The organism is Prosthecobacter sp. (assembly GCF_044373815.1).
Lineage (GTDB): Bacteria > Verrucomicrobiota > Verrucomicrobiia > Verrucomicrobiales > Verrucomicrobiaceae > Prosthecobacter.
In genome coordinates this window covers 1-14072 of the sequence record NZ_JBIPNG010000138.1, presented here as the reverse complement: position 1 = coordinate 14072, position 14072 = coordinate 1, and the positions used below count along the sequence as shown (strand labels likewise).

The window sequence follows — 14072 nt, the reverse complement described above, 5'->3', positions numbered from 1 at the left end:
CGCTGAGACGATGGTGATCGATGACCTCGATGATTTCAGCCTCATCGGCACCGGCCACGGCCTGGGCAAATTCATTGTGATCCACCAGCACGAGCTTCATGCGTGGCAGATCGATCAGGTCGGACTTGGAGAAGACACCGAGGAGCTTCTGGGTTTCTTCATCGACTACGGGGAACAGCGGCTGGCCGGAATGCTGGGCCGCTGGGACGATTTCGCGCAGCGGCGTGCGTGAACCGAAGGAAAGGAACTCGTGTGTCAGCGCCTCACCGATGGGACGTGAGAAGCGCAGCAGCTGTGAGGTGCTGGCGGTGTCGTAGGGTGAATAAATGATGGCGACACCCTGCTGTGCGGCCCGCGTCAGGATGCTGGAGGTGGCTTTGAACTTGCCGGTGATGATGAGGCAGCGCGCATTCATCTCGATCGCCAGTTCGTGAATCTCCGGGCGGTCGCCCGTGATCATCACAAGGCGGTTTGCCGGGAACTGCTGGGTGCGTTTGTGCGTGGTCTCCAAGCTGGATGCTGCGACGACGAGCACGAAATCCTGAATTGTTTCCAGATCGGCGGCGGCACCACCAAGGATGCCGTCGAGAGCGTTGACAATGTTCAGCAGGCTGCTGCGGACTTCACGATTGGCCTGATCAGTTTTGTCATTTGTCTGCGCCGGCAGAAAGAGCTGCGCGAGCTCCTGAATGGCCGGCATACCGAGCAGGCGTCCTTCGTCATCGACGATGGGGATGCTGCGGAAGTTGTGATCCATCATCATCCGATAGACGGAGAGGAAGGTCTGGTGCGGGCTGGCAGTGAACACATCACGCCGGCAGATGGAGGCGGCGGTGGGCCGGACATCGAGCAGGAGCTTGGGGCCGGGAACGCCTGCGGTTTGCAGCACCCAGTTGGTACGCACGCTGAGTTCGCCACAGCAGGCGGCTTCGGCCTTCATGCCGCGAACATCACGCAAGAAGGCTGCGTAGCCGATGGCGGAACAGATGGCGTCCGTATCGGGATTGCGATGCCCGATCACATGGATCGTGTCCGGAGAGGTGGTCGGACGCAAGGCCGAGGAAATGCGGACGATCAGCGACGAATGATCCGTCGCGGCTGTTTCAGTGGCGGCCATGCGTCAGGCGGTGAAGAGGGGACAAGCTCAGGCAAAACCCAGTGCCGTGATGCGGGCATGCACTGCGTCCTTGTTTTCAAGAAGTTCGGCGATGGGGTCCCACTTGCCGGTGGTCAGTGCTTCGAGCGCAGTGCCTGGCAGGGTGATGGCGAATTCCTGGTCTTCAAAGAACACTTTTCCGGCAGCGACGTCGATGGTGACTTCGAGCTGTGGGTTGCGCTCGATCTCGTTGGCCAGCACGCGGATGTCTGCAGCGCTTGCGCACACGCAGGGGATGCCCAGTGTGGTGCAGTTGCCGAAAAAGATCTCTGCGAAGCTCTCGGCGATCACGGCACGGATGCCGAAGCGATAGAGGGCCTGAGGGGCGTGCTCACGGGAGCTGCCACAGCCGAAATTGGTGCCGGAGAGCAGGATGTTGGCGCCTTTGAAACGAGGATCGTCAAGGGGGTGGCCGGTGGGCTTGCCGTCCTTGTCGAAACGCACGTCGTAGAAGGCGAATTCACCGAGTCCGTCAAAGGTCACGCATTTCATGAAGCGTGCCGGGATGATGCGGTCAGTGTCGATGTCCGAGCCAGGAACGTAAACGCCGCAGCCGGTAACTTGGGTGATTTTTGCGAGTGCCATGAGGGGTGCGACAGTAACGGAATTCGGCGTGAGGGCAATGCACATCTCAGCGTCCTTGCTGCTTGATCAGGGCGGTCCGTGCCTGATCGGCCTCCAGGGCGGTCTGGCGCAGGAGTTCGCGGTAGCTGTCCAGCCAGTTGGTGGTGCCTTCGGGGTTCAGGGCTTTCGCTTTTCCGGCCCAGAGGTAGGCAAATTCAGCCTCCTGATAGTGTTTCATGCGGTGATAGTGCATGCCCAGGGCCAGGCGGGGCTCTTCGTAGAGCGGGGCGAGGGTCAGCGCCCGCTGGATGGCCTGAAAAGCGGCGTCGTTTTTGCCAGCGGCATCCAGGGCATCCGCCAGGGCGAGCTGGTAGAGGTAATTGTAGGGATTGAGCGCGGTCGCACGGGTGAGTTCTTTCAGCGAGGAGTCCACGGTGCGGAGGTAGACATCCTTGGTCATGTGGGAATTGATCGAGTCCATCAAGGCCACCCCGTGCTGATAGGCCAGCACGGCATTACGTGGGTCCATGAGCGTGGCGCGAGCGAAATGACCCAGAGCTTTCCCTGTTTCGCCATCCTTGATTTGGAGCCGGGCATAGGCCGCATAACCATCCGCCGTTCCGAAGATCGCTGCGGCAGCGAGCAGCGCGGCGGAGGCTGCTAGCATGGCGATTTTCATGAGGAAGCGCAGCCCCCAGATGCGGCGGGATTTGAACACTTCGCTCTCAATGCCGGGATTGGCGAGCAGGCCGAGGAGGATGGCACCGACCAAGGCCGTGATCGGGATGTGGCCTTGAAATTCAAACACCGCCTGCACCAGCGTGGCCAGCAGTGCGGCGATGCCGCCGATGGTGAGCGCCAGCGCATTGCTGCCGAGCATGCCGGTGGCGGGGAATTTTTCTGCCGTGTACCAGCGCAGGAAACGCTGGCCGTTGAGCAGGTGTGCCAGCACTACGAGCAGCACCAGAGCCAGCCCGGCCCAGCCGTAATCCGCCAGGGTCTGCAGGTATTCATTATGAGCGAAGAGGGCATCTCCCATGTGTGGGGAAGACTCTGGATCCCGATGCGTGATGCTGCCTTCGTAAAACATGCGTGATCCCACGCCGATCCAGGGTGACTCTGCATTCTGTGCCAGCGCGGCGCGCCAGATGTTCACGCGCATGTCTTCGCCCAGCGGGCTCGTCAGCTGCCGCCTGACCATGGAGTCCTCATTCACTTTGTAGAGAGCGCCGCCCGCAGCGCCCCCCACCAGCAGCAGGGCGATGATCAGCCATTTAAAGAGCGACCGCTTGGTGCTCCATACGATCCAAAGAGTGAGCAGCACAAACACCACTCCACCGACGGCAAAACCCAACATCGCCGCCCGGCTGGCTGTCAGGGCCACTCCTGCGAGCATTGATAAAATGGCAAAACCCAGCAGCAGCCGCGAGGCGATGTGAATGCGCGCAAACAGCATCAGGCCTGCCGACAGGAAAGCCGTGAAGGACAGGAATGCGGCGAGATGGTTGGGGTTGTTGAAAAAGCCGCCGATGCGCCCGGGCGGGAAGGAGCGCGAGAAGCCCGGCACCAGATGGAAATCCCAGCGCCCTTTGAAATGCACCCAGCCGGCGGTCAGATTCCCTGCCACCAGCACCAGCAGAACACACACGATGCCCAGCCGCCATTTCGAGTCGCTGACAGCGGTCACCGTCAACAAATAGGCCACGAAGCCTGCCAGCAGCACGGCGGCGTCCTCACGTGCATAGATTTCCACGGGGGAAGCCCAGGCGCGCCAACCCACGTAGCCTGCCAGCATGAGCACGGTGAGTAAACACCAGTCACTCGGTTGAAAACTCACGCGCAATTTCCAGCGCAGCACGGCCACCAAGCCTGCCAGACCCAGCAGCAGACACCCCGGCCAGAAGAACAGAAGGCGTGTCTCCGTGCCGAGCAATCCGGTCACGAACAGGCCGAGGAGAAAGAGAATGAGGGCGAGTTTCTGCATGTCAAAAGACCGCCTACGGACGGAACAAGCGGAAAATGAACACCTGTTCTCCAAAGTTGGACACTGAAAAGTTATCTGACTCATATTAAACGTAAGGCTGGTGGCAGTCAGAGGCGCACTGTGGCTGGACAAGAATCTTGCGTGCCAACCGGGTCACGTCTTCTATCTCGGATGACTGTAGCCGAAAGCCTGTTCATCGAATCAACGGATGTCAGCCGAGAGGCTAAAGAGGTCTTCAAGCGTGTATTTCGTTCCGACTGCAGTCAGCCAGGCTTTGCCGTTTTGGTGCTGACGGCGGAGGTGGATTCGCACGAATTACGATGCCTCATGACGGCGCTCAAGGAGCGCCTTTCAGAGCTCCACGCGGCGCAGTGGGGCGAACCCCTTGAGTATCTTTCTCTGGGCCGTTTCGACCAGCAGAACAGCACCAAGCTGCACCTCGACGGTGCTCCAGAGCGGTCGTTTCTCATGCTCGGCTACGAGCCCACGAAAGTGCGCAGCGAGTTTCAAATTGCAGACTTCAGCCGCTGCGCGTCTGACATGGGGCTGTCGCCTGCGGAGTTTATGAGGCAGCACAATCCGATGTTCAATGCTGGCGCTGAACTGTTACGCGGCCATGTCTCCACTATCACGAACTGGCATGAGGACTGCCCCCGCATTGTCATCATCAACAACAGTATTGCAGAGCCAGGAACGCATGGAGCGACTTATGGTGTGCTACATGGTGCTTTGATTCCGGTGCCTGATCCGCAGGCATCTCGTATCATCAACTCAACGATGATTGCTCCCGCATGCTTCGCGGGCACTGACCCTGCGATGCAGGTGCGGGAGTTTGTCTCTACAGATCAAATTTCCGGTCAAATTCTTGGGTGAACTGGATTACAGAGGCAAAGGCTGGTCTTCGCCGATGACCTTCACTTCCATCTCCAGAATCACGCCGCGCTCGTGCATGGCGGTGTCTTTGATCTGGGACACGAGGTCGAGGACTTCGCGGGCGGTGGCGCCGCCTTGATTGACGATGAAGTTGGCGTGGACGTCGCTGACGATGGCTTTGCCGACGCTGCGGCCTTTGAGGGCGAGATCGTCGATGAGTTTGCCTGCGCCGCAGATTTCGGGGTTTTTGAAGGTGCATCCGGCGCTGGCACCGACGGGCTGCGAAGTGCGGCGTTTTTGGTGGGAGGCGGCGAGCTTGGTGTCGATTTCGGCCTGCGGGGCAGGGGTGCCTTTGAACACGGCGGAGACGACGTAGCGCTCTTCAAACTCCGGCACGCTGCGGTAGTGGTGGGTGATTTCGGCCAGCGGCTTTTCCTTGATGCTGCCGTCTGTGTCGATGAAACGCACGCTGACGATTTGGTCGAAGGTTTCGGATCCCATCGCGCCGGCGTTCATACGGATGGCGCCGCCGAGATTTCCGGGAATGCCTTCCATCCATTCAAAGCCGCCGAGTCCTGCATTGCGGGCCGCGCTGGCGATTTTCTTGAGCCGTGCTCCGGCTCCGGCGGTGATCAGGTCACCGTTCACGGTCACGTTTTCGAAGTCGCCTTTGGTGTGAATCACTGCGCCGCGGATGCCGCCGTCTTTGACGAGGAGATTGGAGCCGCGGCCGATGACGCGGATGGGAATCGAGGCCGAGCGCAAGTAGCGCACGACTTCCGCGAAGGAGGCTTCATTGCGGGGCTCGATCCAGTACTGCGCGGGGCCGCCGATGAGCCAGGTGGTGTGGCGGGACATGGGCTCATAGAGCTTGGCCACACCGCCGCCGTTGGCTTCGAGGATAGCGCAGAGTTTTTCGAGGACGGGCAGATCGCGGGCGATGCAGCGGCCGACTTCGTGGACGTTGCCAGCACCGAGGGTGATGAGCAGATCGCCGGGGCGGAGGGCATTGCCCACCTTGTCGCGTGCGATGGGCATCGTGGGTGTGCTGCCAGTCTTGGTGTGATCGTTTTGCAGCTTCACCTCTTCGAGAATCGTCTCGCCACTGACACCGGGGAGGGGCTTTTCGCTGGCGGGATAGACATCGGTGACGAAGAGTTCGTCCACGTCGTTAAAGCTGGCGCCGAACTCTTTTTTCAAGAGCTGCGTGCGGCTGTAGCGATGCGGCTGGAAGAGGCAGACGATGCGCTTGGCGTTCAAGCCTTTGGCGGTGGCCAGAGTGGCGGCGATTTCGCTGGGGTGATGGCCGTAGTCGTCCACGACGGTGAAGCGCTCCCCACTGTGGCGGATTTCGAAACGGCGCTTGGCACCGCGGAAGGTGCGCAGTGCGTGCTGGATGGCCTCAAACGTGACACCACAGCGGGTGGCGAGGGCGATGGCCGCGAGCGCGTTGCTGACGTTGTGCTTGCCGGGAATACCGAGAGTGGCCGTGCCGAGAAGCTGGTCTTTTTGGTACACTTCGAACTCGGAATGATCCGGCTTCATCGAGAGGATGTTGGCCGAGAAATCGTGCGAGCGGCTCCAGCCGTAGCTCACGCCTTGGGGCCCGGCACAGACTTCGCTGGCCACGGGATCTTCGGCGCAGTACACCCAATGGGTCCGTGTCTGGCTGAGGACCTTGCGGAAGACGGTCTTGATGGCCTCGATGCCGTCATAGAAGTCGAGATGCTCAGGCTCGATGTTCAGCACGATGGCGTGCTCAGGATGGAAGTTCACCAGTGTGCCGTCGCTTTCATCCCCTTCGGCCACAAAGAGCTCGCCCTCGGTGTCCCAGTGCGCATTGGAACCGAGGATGGGGATCTCCGCGCCGACGTAGTGGCTGGGCTTGAGGCCGCCCTGGCGCAGCACATGCGCGGTGAGCGCGGAGGTGGTTGTCTTGCCATGAGTGCCGCAGACGACGACGCCTTTTTTGTTCGCCATCACAGCAGCCAGAGCTTCCGCACGACGGATGAGGGAAATGCCCTGTTTATAGGCGGCTTCATAGGCCACGTTGCCCGGCTTGATGGCGCTGGAGTAGATGACCATGTCGCAGTCCTCGACCTCTTTCTCGGTGTGCCCGTGGAAGAACTGGAGGCCGAGCTTTTGCAGGCGGTCTGTCTCCACCGTTGTCGCCTTGTCGGAACCGCTGACCTTATGGCCTAGGCCCAGTAGCAGAAGGGCCAGTCCACTCATGCCCGAACCAGCGACCCCGATGAGGTCGATGCGCATGGGGTGACGGCTTTCTTTGAGGAGGCTGAGGACGGCGTGGGTCATGATGGGATGAGCGCAGAAGCTAGGCCGTGATTCGCGTGGGGGCAAGATTTGTGGTGAGTCTGCTTACTGAGTTTTTAGCAGGGATTCTTCCGCTCAGTGTTGGTCCAGCATCTAAATGATGCGCGTCTGAGCGCGCTGGATAGATCTTAGCAGGCTCCAGCTTTTTTGCGCCGTTTTGCCTTGGAGATCAAATCCTTTGCATTCAGGGGCAAAAACTCCGATTCAGCAGCAGTAAAACCTGCGCTCAATTCATTCCTTAACCAGTTCCATTTGCGTTTTTCTGCCTGCTCGTTCTCACGATGTTGTTCCTCGGCGAATGGAGCATTGATGCTTTTTACCATGATGGACGAACCGTGCGTGACTCCCTCAAGATTGTCAAATTTGTGGGACGGAAGAGAATCCAACCAGACCTCCCGGTCACTGACAAATCCTCCTGCATTTTCCAATCGCTCGAATCGCGTGGTTCTGCTCTCATGGTGGCGGGATTGAAAAAATCCCAATCATGAAACCAGACATTCAAATCATTCCGAAACTTTGGGCCAGCATTCCGGAGGCCATTCGCAACCGGGTGGGCCGGGAAGCAGGGACGCAGCGTGCGATCTATGAGGAGGAGCACCTGCTGCTTATTCTCCACCAGCTGCCCGGGCCCGATGACATCACCCGCCGGCCCGCGCTGTTTTGGCGGCAGCCGGACGGTGCTTGGAAATCCAGCCCGGACAACGGAGGCAGTCTCGCGCTGCAAAATCATTTGACGGCGTATGTGGCGAGGCTGGATGAACTGGACAAGCAGGAGCACGCTGCTCAAACGGCCGCCGAGTACCACAAGGTGCTCGAAGCCATCGCACCTGTGCTGCGCAGTTCGCGCGGCCTGCATCGTGCGCTGCAGCAGGCGCGTGAATTCATTAAAGCAGACCGCGATGTGATCAATCTGCGAGATCAGGCGGCGAGTGTGGAGCGCACTGCTGAACTGCTGCTGCAGGACGCGCAGTTTGGCCTGAACTTCACCGTGGCGAAGCAAGCCGAGGCGCAGGCGCAAAGCGCGAAGATCATGGCGAACACCTCACATCGCCTGAATGTGATGGCCGCGCTGTTTCTGCCTCTCACGGCGCTGACGGGCCTGTTCAGCATGTATGTGCGGGCGGATGTGGCCGATACGCCAACGAATTTCTGGCTCATCGCGGCGGTGGGGGTGATCATCGGCCTGGTGATGAGTTCGTTCGTGGTGGCCAGGCGTTAAAGTCTGGAAACCCTTGCGCGGTGGAGTGGTCATGCAACTGGCTACTCTCCGCTCTTTTTTCGCGCCTCGAAGTAATTCGTCATGGCGTTCATGTGTTTGACGAATTCAGAGCAATCGATGGCGTCGTCTTTGATCCACCGGCCCTCGCTGTCGAGGGATTCGGCGGCTTTTTTAGCTTTTGAGGCGGCACCTTTGGCGCGGCTGGCCCATTCCTTCGGCGTCTGAGGTCCGGCGAAGTGGAGCTGTAGTTCTTCGCGGCCTTTGGCGAGCTGCTTCTTGAAGGTGTCGAGCTTGCTCTGCTGGCTGACCTTGAATGAGTAATGCGTGGGCATGTTGCTGTCGTCATAGGTCAGGACGTAAGTGTCCTTGACGAAGAACAGGGGCTTGTTGGTCTGCAGTTCGTAGAAGCGGGCATGGGTGCCGTCAGGCAGGTTGGAGCGTTCGAACCATGCGAGGGCGGGCTGGATGGGCTTGAGGTATTTTTCATCTCCCGTGAGCACCCAAAGGTGATGCAGCACTTCCAGAGCGCCTACGCTTTCATTACCTGTGACGGATGGCGGCTCGAATTTGCGCGCCCAGACCGGATGCATGTCGCGGTCATACTGCTGCGCCCAGACGGGCTGCGGCTCCGGCATTTGCGCCAGCAGGAAGAAGTCGCCTAGTTTCTTCAACGCAGCGAGGTAACGCTCGTCCTTCTCGAGTTCGTAGGCACGGAACAGCACCCTGGCGATCTGCTGCAGGTTGTCGTCGTTGAGCGTGTAAAAGCCGGTGTATTTGATGGCAGGGAAGGTGCGGCTCCACGTTTCAGGATAGCTGGCTTTGAGCACCGGAGCGGTTGGGTCCGCCGGGCCGGAGAACTGCTGCGGCCAGGCACCGATGGGGGCCTGGGCGGCGAGCAGGGCATCAAAGGCAAACTTGGTGCAGCGCTTCAATTCGGCATCGTCTTTGCAGGCGGGCTCGTGGACCATTTCGAGGAGGAAGAGCAGAGCGGACTCGGTCTTGTTGTCATCGAGGGTGGTGCTGTTGCGGCGTTTGCCGGGCTCCTTGTCTCCGGCGTCGAGATCGCTGCGCAGGTGGTACTTTTTGGCCTTTTCAGGATCGAAATCGAAGTCGCTGTCCCAGCCGCCGGAGGCGAGCTGGCATTTGAGCAATGCCTTGGCCGCATCTTTGGCCGCGTTGAGGAAAACTTCATCCCCTATGGCCTGATAAGCTCGGAGAATCACCAGGCCCATCGTTGTCGTGCCGGGAGGCTGGATGGAGATGATGGTGGGTGATTTGGCGTGCTCGACTTCGCCTATCTTACCCTCTTTGTCATAGGAGGATGCATAGCCACCTTCGCGGGCGAGATGGGAGTGAGCATAGGTGACGGCCTTCTTCATTGCCGCCGTGATGACGGCGGGATCAGGCAGATCTGCAGCGAGAGCGAGCGACGAGGAGAGGGCGAGAACGAGAAACGAGCGCATGGTGGACGCCAAAACGTCGGCTTTAGCTCCACTCCTTCAATCTTTCCGGAAAGGGGCAGTCGGCGCAGGCTGAGTCGTCTTCGAGGCAGAAGTCCTCATAGATCTGCAGCAGGCCTTGCTGCTGGTGCAGTTTTTTGGTGAAGTCGCGGCTGCGCGGGTCCTCACCAAAAAGCCGCTGCACGGCGCGGCGCACCTTTTGATTGTCCAGTAGGGCGGGGAGTTCGAGATACTCAGCCCACAGGCGTGTGCGCTCCGGCACCAGCAGCGGGTAGGCGACGTTGGCGAGCATCTCCTGCACTCGTGTCTCGCCAATCAAGGCGACGGGTTTCTCCGCCGTTTCGGAGAGGAGAGTGTAGTGGGTGGCCCAGAAGTCATGCGTGAGGTTGAGCAAGGACTCGCGCCATGCGGCCTGGCTCCAGCGTGTGGCATCGGCGAGCGGGGTGACGATGGAGGACCAGGAACGCAGCAATGCGGTGAGCGCGCCGAGTCGCCGCTGCGGATGATTGCCGGGGCGGATGGCATTGAGCTTCCAGCGCAGGAGCTGGCGGTCGTCCAGCCAGCGCTCCACGCCGCTGCGCAGCTTCCACCATTCGCTCCAGAGCTCGCGCAGGTAGGAGCGTGTGGCGGACTCGGTGTCGTCACTGCGGACGCTTTCGAGGAAACCGGAGACGCCGAAGAGCCATGCCTCGCGCTTTGCGGCATCGAGCTGGGTGATTTTCTTCAATGGCAGCCGCTGGGAGAGAATGGCGAAGGGCTGCTGGTTTTTGCGATAGCCCAGTGTCTGCGCCAGCGCCTGATAGATCGCCTGCTCGCGACCTTGAGCGGCCACGCTGCGGTGCAGACGCTTTGATTTGAGCTCAAGTCGATGCTGCGCGGCGGATTCGATGATGGACTGCACGCGTGCTGCTTCCATGCCCCGCAGGGGGACGGCGCAACGGCCCAGCCTGGCCTCAGCGAGGTGGCGTTTGGGCTTGATGCCCTCCGGGAGCATGCCGGCATTCAGAAGAACTTGGGGCACAGCGTGGTGCGCGCTGTTACGCGTGTAGAAGCGCTCTTCCGGAGCATGCAGGAAAAGGTGCAGGACGACGCGGTTGAAGTTCTCGTTGGCTCCATGCGTATGCCGTTCCCAGTCTCGGGCATCGGGATCGAGTTCGATGTCGCCGCGGATGGTCTGTCCGTCGATCACGATGGCGCATCCGTTGAAGTCCGGGCCCGCACCGGAATTCCAGACACCGAAATCGGCAATGCTCACGGCCTTGCCATCCGTGGTGGTGAACTCACTGCCAAAGGCGCCGGAGAACCATAGGCTTTGCAGTTCCATCTCCGTCATGGGCTCGGCAAAACCCGGCAACGTTTCGGCTACGCCGGTAAATACGGCGTCGCGAAAACGTGCATAGCGGTCGGCAAGCGGGAGCGGCGTCATGGCGGTTGGGCGTGAGGGACACCAAGGAGGGTCTGGCGCGGAATGCCACTGGATTTATGGTTTCGCGATCCCGCCGGATGAGATTGATTCCACCGCCTCCTGAAACAAGGCGCCGTGGTGCTGGTGCTGTGCCTGCTGATGGCGGCTCTCTGGCTGATGCTCGGCAGCGTTTTCCACGAGACCGATGAGTTGTGGCGAGCTTTGCCACTGGAATTCGCCCGTGCTCAACCAAGCTTGATCAGCCGCGTGAAGGGTGCTGATGAGACACAGGGAGAGCAGAGCGTGCAGCTTCATGCCATGAGTTCCATGAGTGAGAAATGCGCGAGGGAATCCACGCGTTTCCACGCACCGGTAAAATCCAAGTGCCGTGTCATGGGCCCCGGTGCGACGATGCAGCGGATGCCTGCGGCCATGGCGGCGCGGAGGCCGTTGAGGGAGTCTTCGAAGATGACGGCCTCCTCCGGTGCGACACCGAGGTTTTCGGCGGCATGCAGGAAGAGGCTGGGGTCGGGCTTCACCTTGCCGGTATCATCGACGGTGGAGATGTGATGGAAATGAGCATGCAGGCCGAGCTGATCCATCCAGGAATCGATCCACACGCGCGGGCTGCTGCTGGCAATGGCGATGCGCAGACCGAGTGCGGCTGCTTCCTGAAGGCGGTCCGCCACGCCGGGCAGCAGATGCAGATGCTTGCGCAGTTCACGCTCGCGGGTCTTGCGCTGCACCTCAACCGCGTCCCAGTCAAACTCGCGACCGGTGAGCTGTTCGAGGTCACGCTTGGGATCGTAGCTGCCGGTGAGGAAATCGGTGCCGACCGCCTGTGCGTAGCGCTCCACGGGCAGATCATGGCCATGCTGGTCGAAGATTTCTCTCCAAGTGTGGTAACCGGTGCTTTCAGTGTCAACGATGAGGCCGTCGAAGTCGAAGATCACGGCGCGGATGGGTGGGGGCATGCGGATGGATGGCCGAAAGTAGCGAAAGATGCAAAAGATTCGAAAGCTGTGAAAACTGGCAGGTCCACTTTTTGTGCTTTTTCGTTTCTTTCGTCCCCAAGGCCATGGCAGCGTGCTGCCACGATGCTCAGCCTCAGACAACCAGCCCCCGAACAACTGCAAGGATGGCTGGAGTTATGGAAAAATGAGCCCTTGAGCTATACGCCGCCACTGGCGGATGGATTCATCGCCGATGAGCATGCGGCGAGGCTGGGCAGTGGAGAAGAAGCCTATCGCACCGCATGCGAGGCTCTGGATGCGTGGGTCATGTTTCCAAAGTGGGCGGAGGTCAGCCGTCTGGAAGTCAAAGGCCAGGAGGTGGGACAGATCGTGGCGATGATGGTGCAAATCTGCGGACTGTGGTGGGTGAATCCCTGCCGCATTCTGCGGCGCTGTGACTCAAAGCATACGCACGGCTTTGTCTATGGCACCCTGCCGGAGCATGCGGAGTGCGGCGAAGAGCAGTTCATCATTGAGCAGTGGACGGATGGCAGTGTGTGGTATGTGATCCGTGCGTTTTCACATCCACGACATTGGATGGCGTGGCTGGGGTTTCCGCTGGCGCGCTGGTGGCAGTGCCGGTTTGTGCGGGATTCGCAAGCGAGGATGAGGGAGGCTGTGGCATGAACAGGTATGCGTATGCCTTCCAATCGTGGTTCAAACCGCTTGTCTTGCTTATAGCGGTGGGCCTGCTGCCAGCGGTGAGCCTGCTGCCAGCGGTGAGCCTGCTGCCAGCGGTGAGCCTGCTGCCGCTGGACAATACTTTTTTTGTGCCGGCGCTGCTGCTCTTCTCTCCGCTGATGCTGATGCCCTCGTGGTCTGGCATGTCGCGTCTGCAGTACAAGCTTGAATATGCGGCTGCAGTTGCGATGGCCGGATCGTTTCAGCTCGTGCCCGGCATTGGGGCAACCTTGTTAGCATTGCCCTGGCTCGTGGCACGTTTGTATGTGGTGAAGGATGTAGCGATGGAGTGCCGCAGAACGGGACTACCTTCGGCTGCCACTGCTTGCGTGTATGCGGCGGCGGTCTTCCCCGCCATCGGTGCCGCATGGATTGTGGCACATCGTGCCAACTGGGCACCGTGGGGATTTGATCCGCTCATCGTGCTGCTCACGGCGGCGCATTTTCATCATGCGGGTTTTACGCTGCCGCTGATGGCAGGACTGAATGCCAAAGCGAATCCGGGATGCTGGACGCGCTTTTCATGTGTGGCGATTTTACTCGGTGTGCCGCTGGTGGCCGTGGGCATTACCGGCACGCACTTTGGGGTGCTGAAGTTTGTGGAGCCATTTGGCGTGGCGATTTTGGTGCTGGGCGCACTGGGAGTCGCTGTTTCACAAGTGTGGCGGGGACTGGAACGGCAGCGCTCGATTCTGGCACGGATCGGCTTTCTCATTTCAGGCGCATCGCTGTTCGCTGCGATGGTTCTGGCTCTCGGATTTGGTCTGCGCTACGTGATCCCGAACTTCGCGCTGACGATGCCGCAGATGTGGGCGATCCATGGGACGCTGAATGCGTTTGGCTTCGGACTGTGTGGCATTCTGGCGTGGCGAGGTGCGGTCACACGTTCTGAGCGCCCTTGAGCAGATCAAACAATGTGATCATGCCGAGGAGGCGTTTTTCCTCATCGACGACGACCGCCTTGCTGACGCCGCTGCGCATCAGGGTGCCGACGAGCACAGGCACGGGGGTGTCTGCGGTGATGCAGAAGGGGTTGGTCAATGGCAGCGCTTGCAGCTTGTCCACGCAGGTGAGGCCGTGATTTTTAAGCCATTCATAGGCAACGGAGCGGCGCAGCAGGCCGATGACGCAGCCGTTTGTGGTGACAGGGTAGGTGCTGTGCGGATGGGCTTGAAACTCCGCCACGGCATCTTGTAGGGTTACGCTGGCGTCCAGAGAAGCGATGTTGCGCGTCATGACATCGGCGGCACAGGCTTTGCGGGTCGCTTCTGGAATCATGTCCACCGTGTTCTGAATTTCCTCCGGCAGATGGTACTGCTGCGCGGTGCCACGGAAGAGGGCATCCAGTGAGCCGATGCTTTTGGCGAGGGTCTTGAAGGTCTGACC

General features: G+C 60.1%; 14 protein-coding genes. 4 read left to right on the top strand and 10 right to left on the bottom strand.

The genetic code is table 11. From position 1 onward, the window contains the following. From ACIREA_RS13195 to ACIREA_RS13185, 3 genes are all read right to left on the bottom strand, one after another. On the bottom strand, window positions 1–1117 hold a 1117-nt coding region (locus tag ACIREA_RS13195; protein WP_397382742.1), incomplete at its 3' end, for a DRTGG domain-containing protein. A 27-nt stretch (window positions 1118–1144) separates the two neighbouring features. Next, window positions 1145–1741: a 3-isopropylmalate dehydratase small subunit gene (gene leuD / locus ACIREA_RS13190; RefSeq protein WP_397382741.1), complete on the bottom strand. Its 597-nt coding sequence runs from the start codon at window positions 1739–1741 to the stop codon at window positions 1145–1147. Window positions 1742–1787: 46 nt separating this feature from the next. Then, a complete protein-coding gene (locus ACIREA_RS13185; protein WP_397382740.1) occupies window positions 1788–3704 on the bottom strand; it encodes an O-antigen ligase family protein in 1917 nt (638 codons plus the stop codon). A gap of 171 nt (window positions 3705–3875) precedes the next feature. Between ACIREA_RS13185 and ACIREA_RS13180 the strand changes: the two genes are divergently transcribed. After that, window positions 3876–4577 (top strand): hypothetical protein, encoded by a 702-nt coding sequence (locus ACIREA_RS13180; RefSeq protein WP_397382739.1) that lies wholly within the window; start codon window positions 3876–3878, stop codon window positions 4575–4577. Between the two features lie 6 nt (window positions 4578–4583). Here ACIREA_RS13180 and murC read toward each other — a convergent pair whose 3' ends face one another. Together murC and ACIREA_RS13170 are read right to left on the bottom strand one after the other, a co-directional pair. Continuing rightward, complete coding sequence (gene murC / locus ACIREA_RS13175) at window positions 4584–6890, bottom strand: UDP-N-acetylmuramate--L-alanine ligase (RefSeq protein ID WP_397382738.1); 2307 nt, start codon at window positions 6888–6890, stop codon at window positions 4584–4586. 146 nt (window positions 6891–7036) lie between these two features. After that, on the bottom strand, window positions 7037–7390 hold the full coding sequence (locus ACIREA_RS13170) for a hypothetical protein (RefSeq protein WP_397382737.1): 354 nt from the start codon (window positions 7388–7390) through the stop codon (window positions 7037–7039). Between the two features lie 2 nt (window positions 7391–7392). Here ACIREA_RS13170 and ACIREA_RS13165 point away from each other — a divergent pair, with 2 nt between their 5' ends. Continuing rightward, window positions 7393–8127, top strand: a complete 735-nt coding sequence (locus tag ACIREA_RS13165; protein WP_397382736.1) for a CorA family divalent cation transporter — start codon at window positions 7393–7395, stop codon at window positions 8125–8127. 41 nt (window positions 8128–8168) lie between these two features. On the opposite strand, the gene ACIREA_RS13160 is transcribed toward ACIREA_RS13165, so the two are convergent. Genes ACIREA_RS13160 through ACIREA_RS13145 form a run of 4 tightly spaced genes read right to left on the bottom strand, consistent with a single transcriptional unit; the run spans window position 8169 to window position 11966 of the window. Then, the gene (locus tag ACIREA_RS13160; protein ID WP_397382735.1) at window positions 8169–9590 is read right to left on the bottom strand and encodes a pectate lyase; all 1422 of its coding nucleotides are present in this window, start codon (window positions 9588–9590) and stop codon (window positions 8169–8171) included. 22 nt (window positions 9591–9612) lie between these two features. Next, window positions 9613–11013 carry a DUF2851 family protein gene (locus ACIREA_RS13155; RefSeq protein ID WP_397382734.1) on the bottom strand — a complete coding sequence of 467 codons (1401 nt, stop codon included), beginning with the start codon at window positions 11011–11013 and terminating at the stop codon, window positions 9613–9615. Between the two features lie 54 nt (window positions 11014–11067). Then, window positions 11068–11307: a hypothetical protein gene (locus ACIREA_RS13150; RefSeq protein WP_397382733.1), complete on the bottom strand. Its 240-nt coding sequence runs from the start codon at window positions 11305–11307 to the stop codon at window positions 11068–11070. After that, on the bottom strand, window positions 11304–11966 hold the full coding sequence (locus ACIREA_RS13145) for an HAD family hydrolase (protein ID WP_397382732.1): 663 nt from the start codon (window positions 11964–11966) through the stop codon (window positions 11304–11306). Before ACIREA_RS13145 ends, ACIREA_RS13150 begins: the two co-directional genes overlap by 4 nt. A 123-nt stretch (window positions 11967–12089) precedes the next feature. Between ACIREA_RS13145 and ACIREA_RS13140 the strand changes: the two genes are divergently transcribed. Continuing rightward, the gene (locus tag ACIREA_RS13140) at window positions 12090–12632 is read left to right on the top strand and encodes a DUF1990 family protein (protein ID WP_397382731.1); all 543 of its coding nucleotides are present in this window, start codon (window positions 12090–12092) and stop codon (window positions 12630–12632) included. Then, complete coding sequence (locus tag ACIREA_RS13135) at window positions 12629–13588, top strand: YndJ family transporter (RefSeq protein WP_397382730.1); 960 nt, start codon at window positions 12629–12631, stop codon at window positions 13586–13588. The genes ACIREA_RS13140 and ACIREA_RS13135 overlap by 4 nt, the downstream gene beginning before the upstream one ends. Here the strand turns inward: ACIREA_RS13135 and ACIREA_RS13130 are convergent. Beyond that, on the bottom strand, window positions 13566–14072 hold a 507-nt coding region (locus ACIREA_RS13130; RefSeq protein ID WP_397382729.1), incomplete at its 5' end, for an HPP family protein. The two genes, ACIREA_RS13135 and ACIREA_RS13130, sit on opposite strands and share 23 nt — an antisense overlap.

What these genes read in the sequence shown, in the direction of transcription:
- ACIREA_RS13155 (WP_397382734.1), bottom strand. Translation starts at nt 11,013, where the DNA reads ATGACGCCGCTCCCGCTTGCCGACCGCTATGCACGTTTTCGCGACGCC.
- ACIREA_RS13185 (WP_397382740.1), bottom strand. Translation starts at nt 3,704, where the DNA reads ATGCAGAAACTCGCCCTCATTCTCTTTCTCCTCGGCCTGTTCGTGACC.
- ACIREA_RS13180 (WP_397382739.1), top strand. Translation starts at nt 3,876, where the DNA reads ATGACTGTAGCCGAAAGCCTGTTCATCGAATCAACGGATGTCAGCCGA.
- ACIREA_RS13135 (WP_397382730.1), top strand. Translation starts at nt 12,629, where the DNA reads ATGAACAGGTATGCGTATGCCTTCCAATCGTGGTTCAAACCGCTTGTC.
- murC (WP_397382738.1), bottom strand. Translation starts at nt 6,890, where the DNA reads ATGACCCACGCCGTCCTCAGCCTCCTCAAAGAAAGCCGTCACCCCATG.
- ACIREA_RS13150 (WP_397382733.1), bottom strand. Translation starts at nt 11,307, where the DNA reads ATGAAGCTGCACGCTCTGCTCTCCCTGTGTCTCATCAGCACCCTTCAC.
- ACIREA_RS13145 (WP_397382732.1), bottom strand. Translation starts at nt 11,966, where the DNA reads ATGCCCCCACCCATCCGCGCCGTGATCTTCGACTTCGACGGCCTCATC.
- leuD (WP_397382741.1), bottom strand. Translation starts at nt 1,741, where the DNA reads ATGGCACTCGCAAAAATCACCCAAGTTACCGGCTGCGGCGTTTACGTT.
- ACIREA_RS13165 (WP_397382736.1), top strand. Translation starts at nt 7,393, where the DNA reads ATGAAACCAGACATTCAAATCATTCCGAAACTTTGGGCCAGCATTCCG.
- ACIREA_RS13140 (WP_397382731.1), top strand. Translation starts at nt 12,090, where the DNA reads ATGCTCAGCCTCAGACAACCAGCCCCCGAACAACTGCAAGGATGGCTG.
- ACIREA_RS13160 (WP_397382735.1), bottom strand. Translation starts at nt 9,590, where the DNA reads ATGCGCTCGTTTCTCGTTCTCGCCCTCTCCTCGTCGCTCGCTCTCGCT.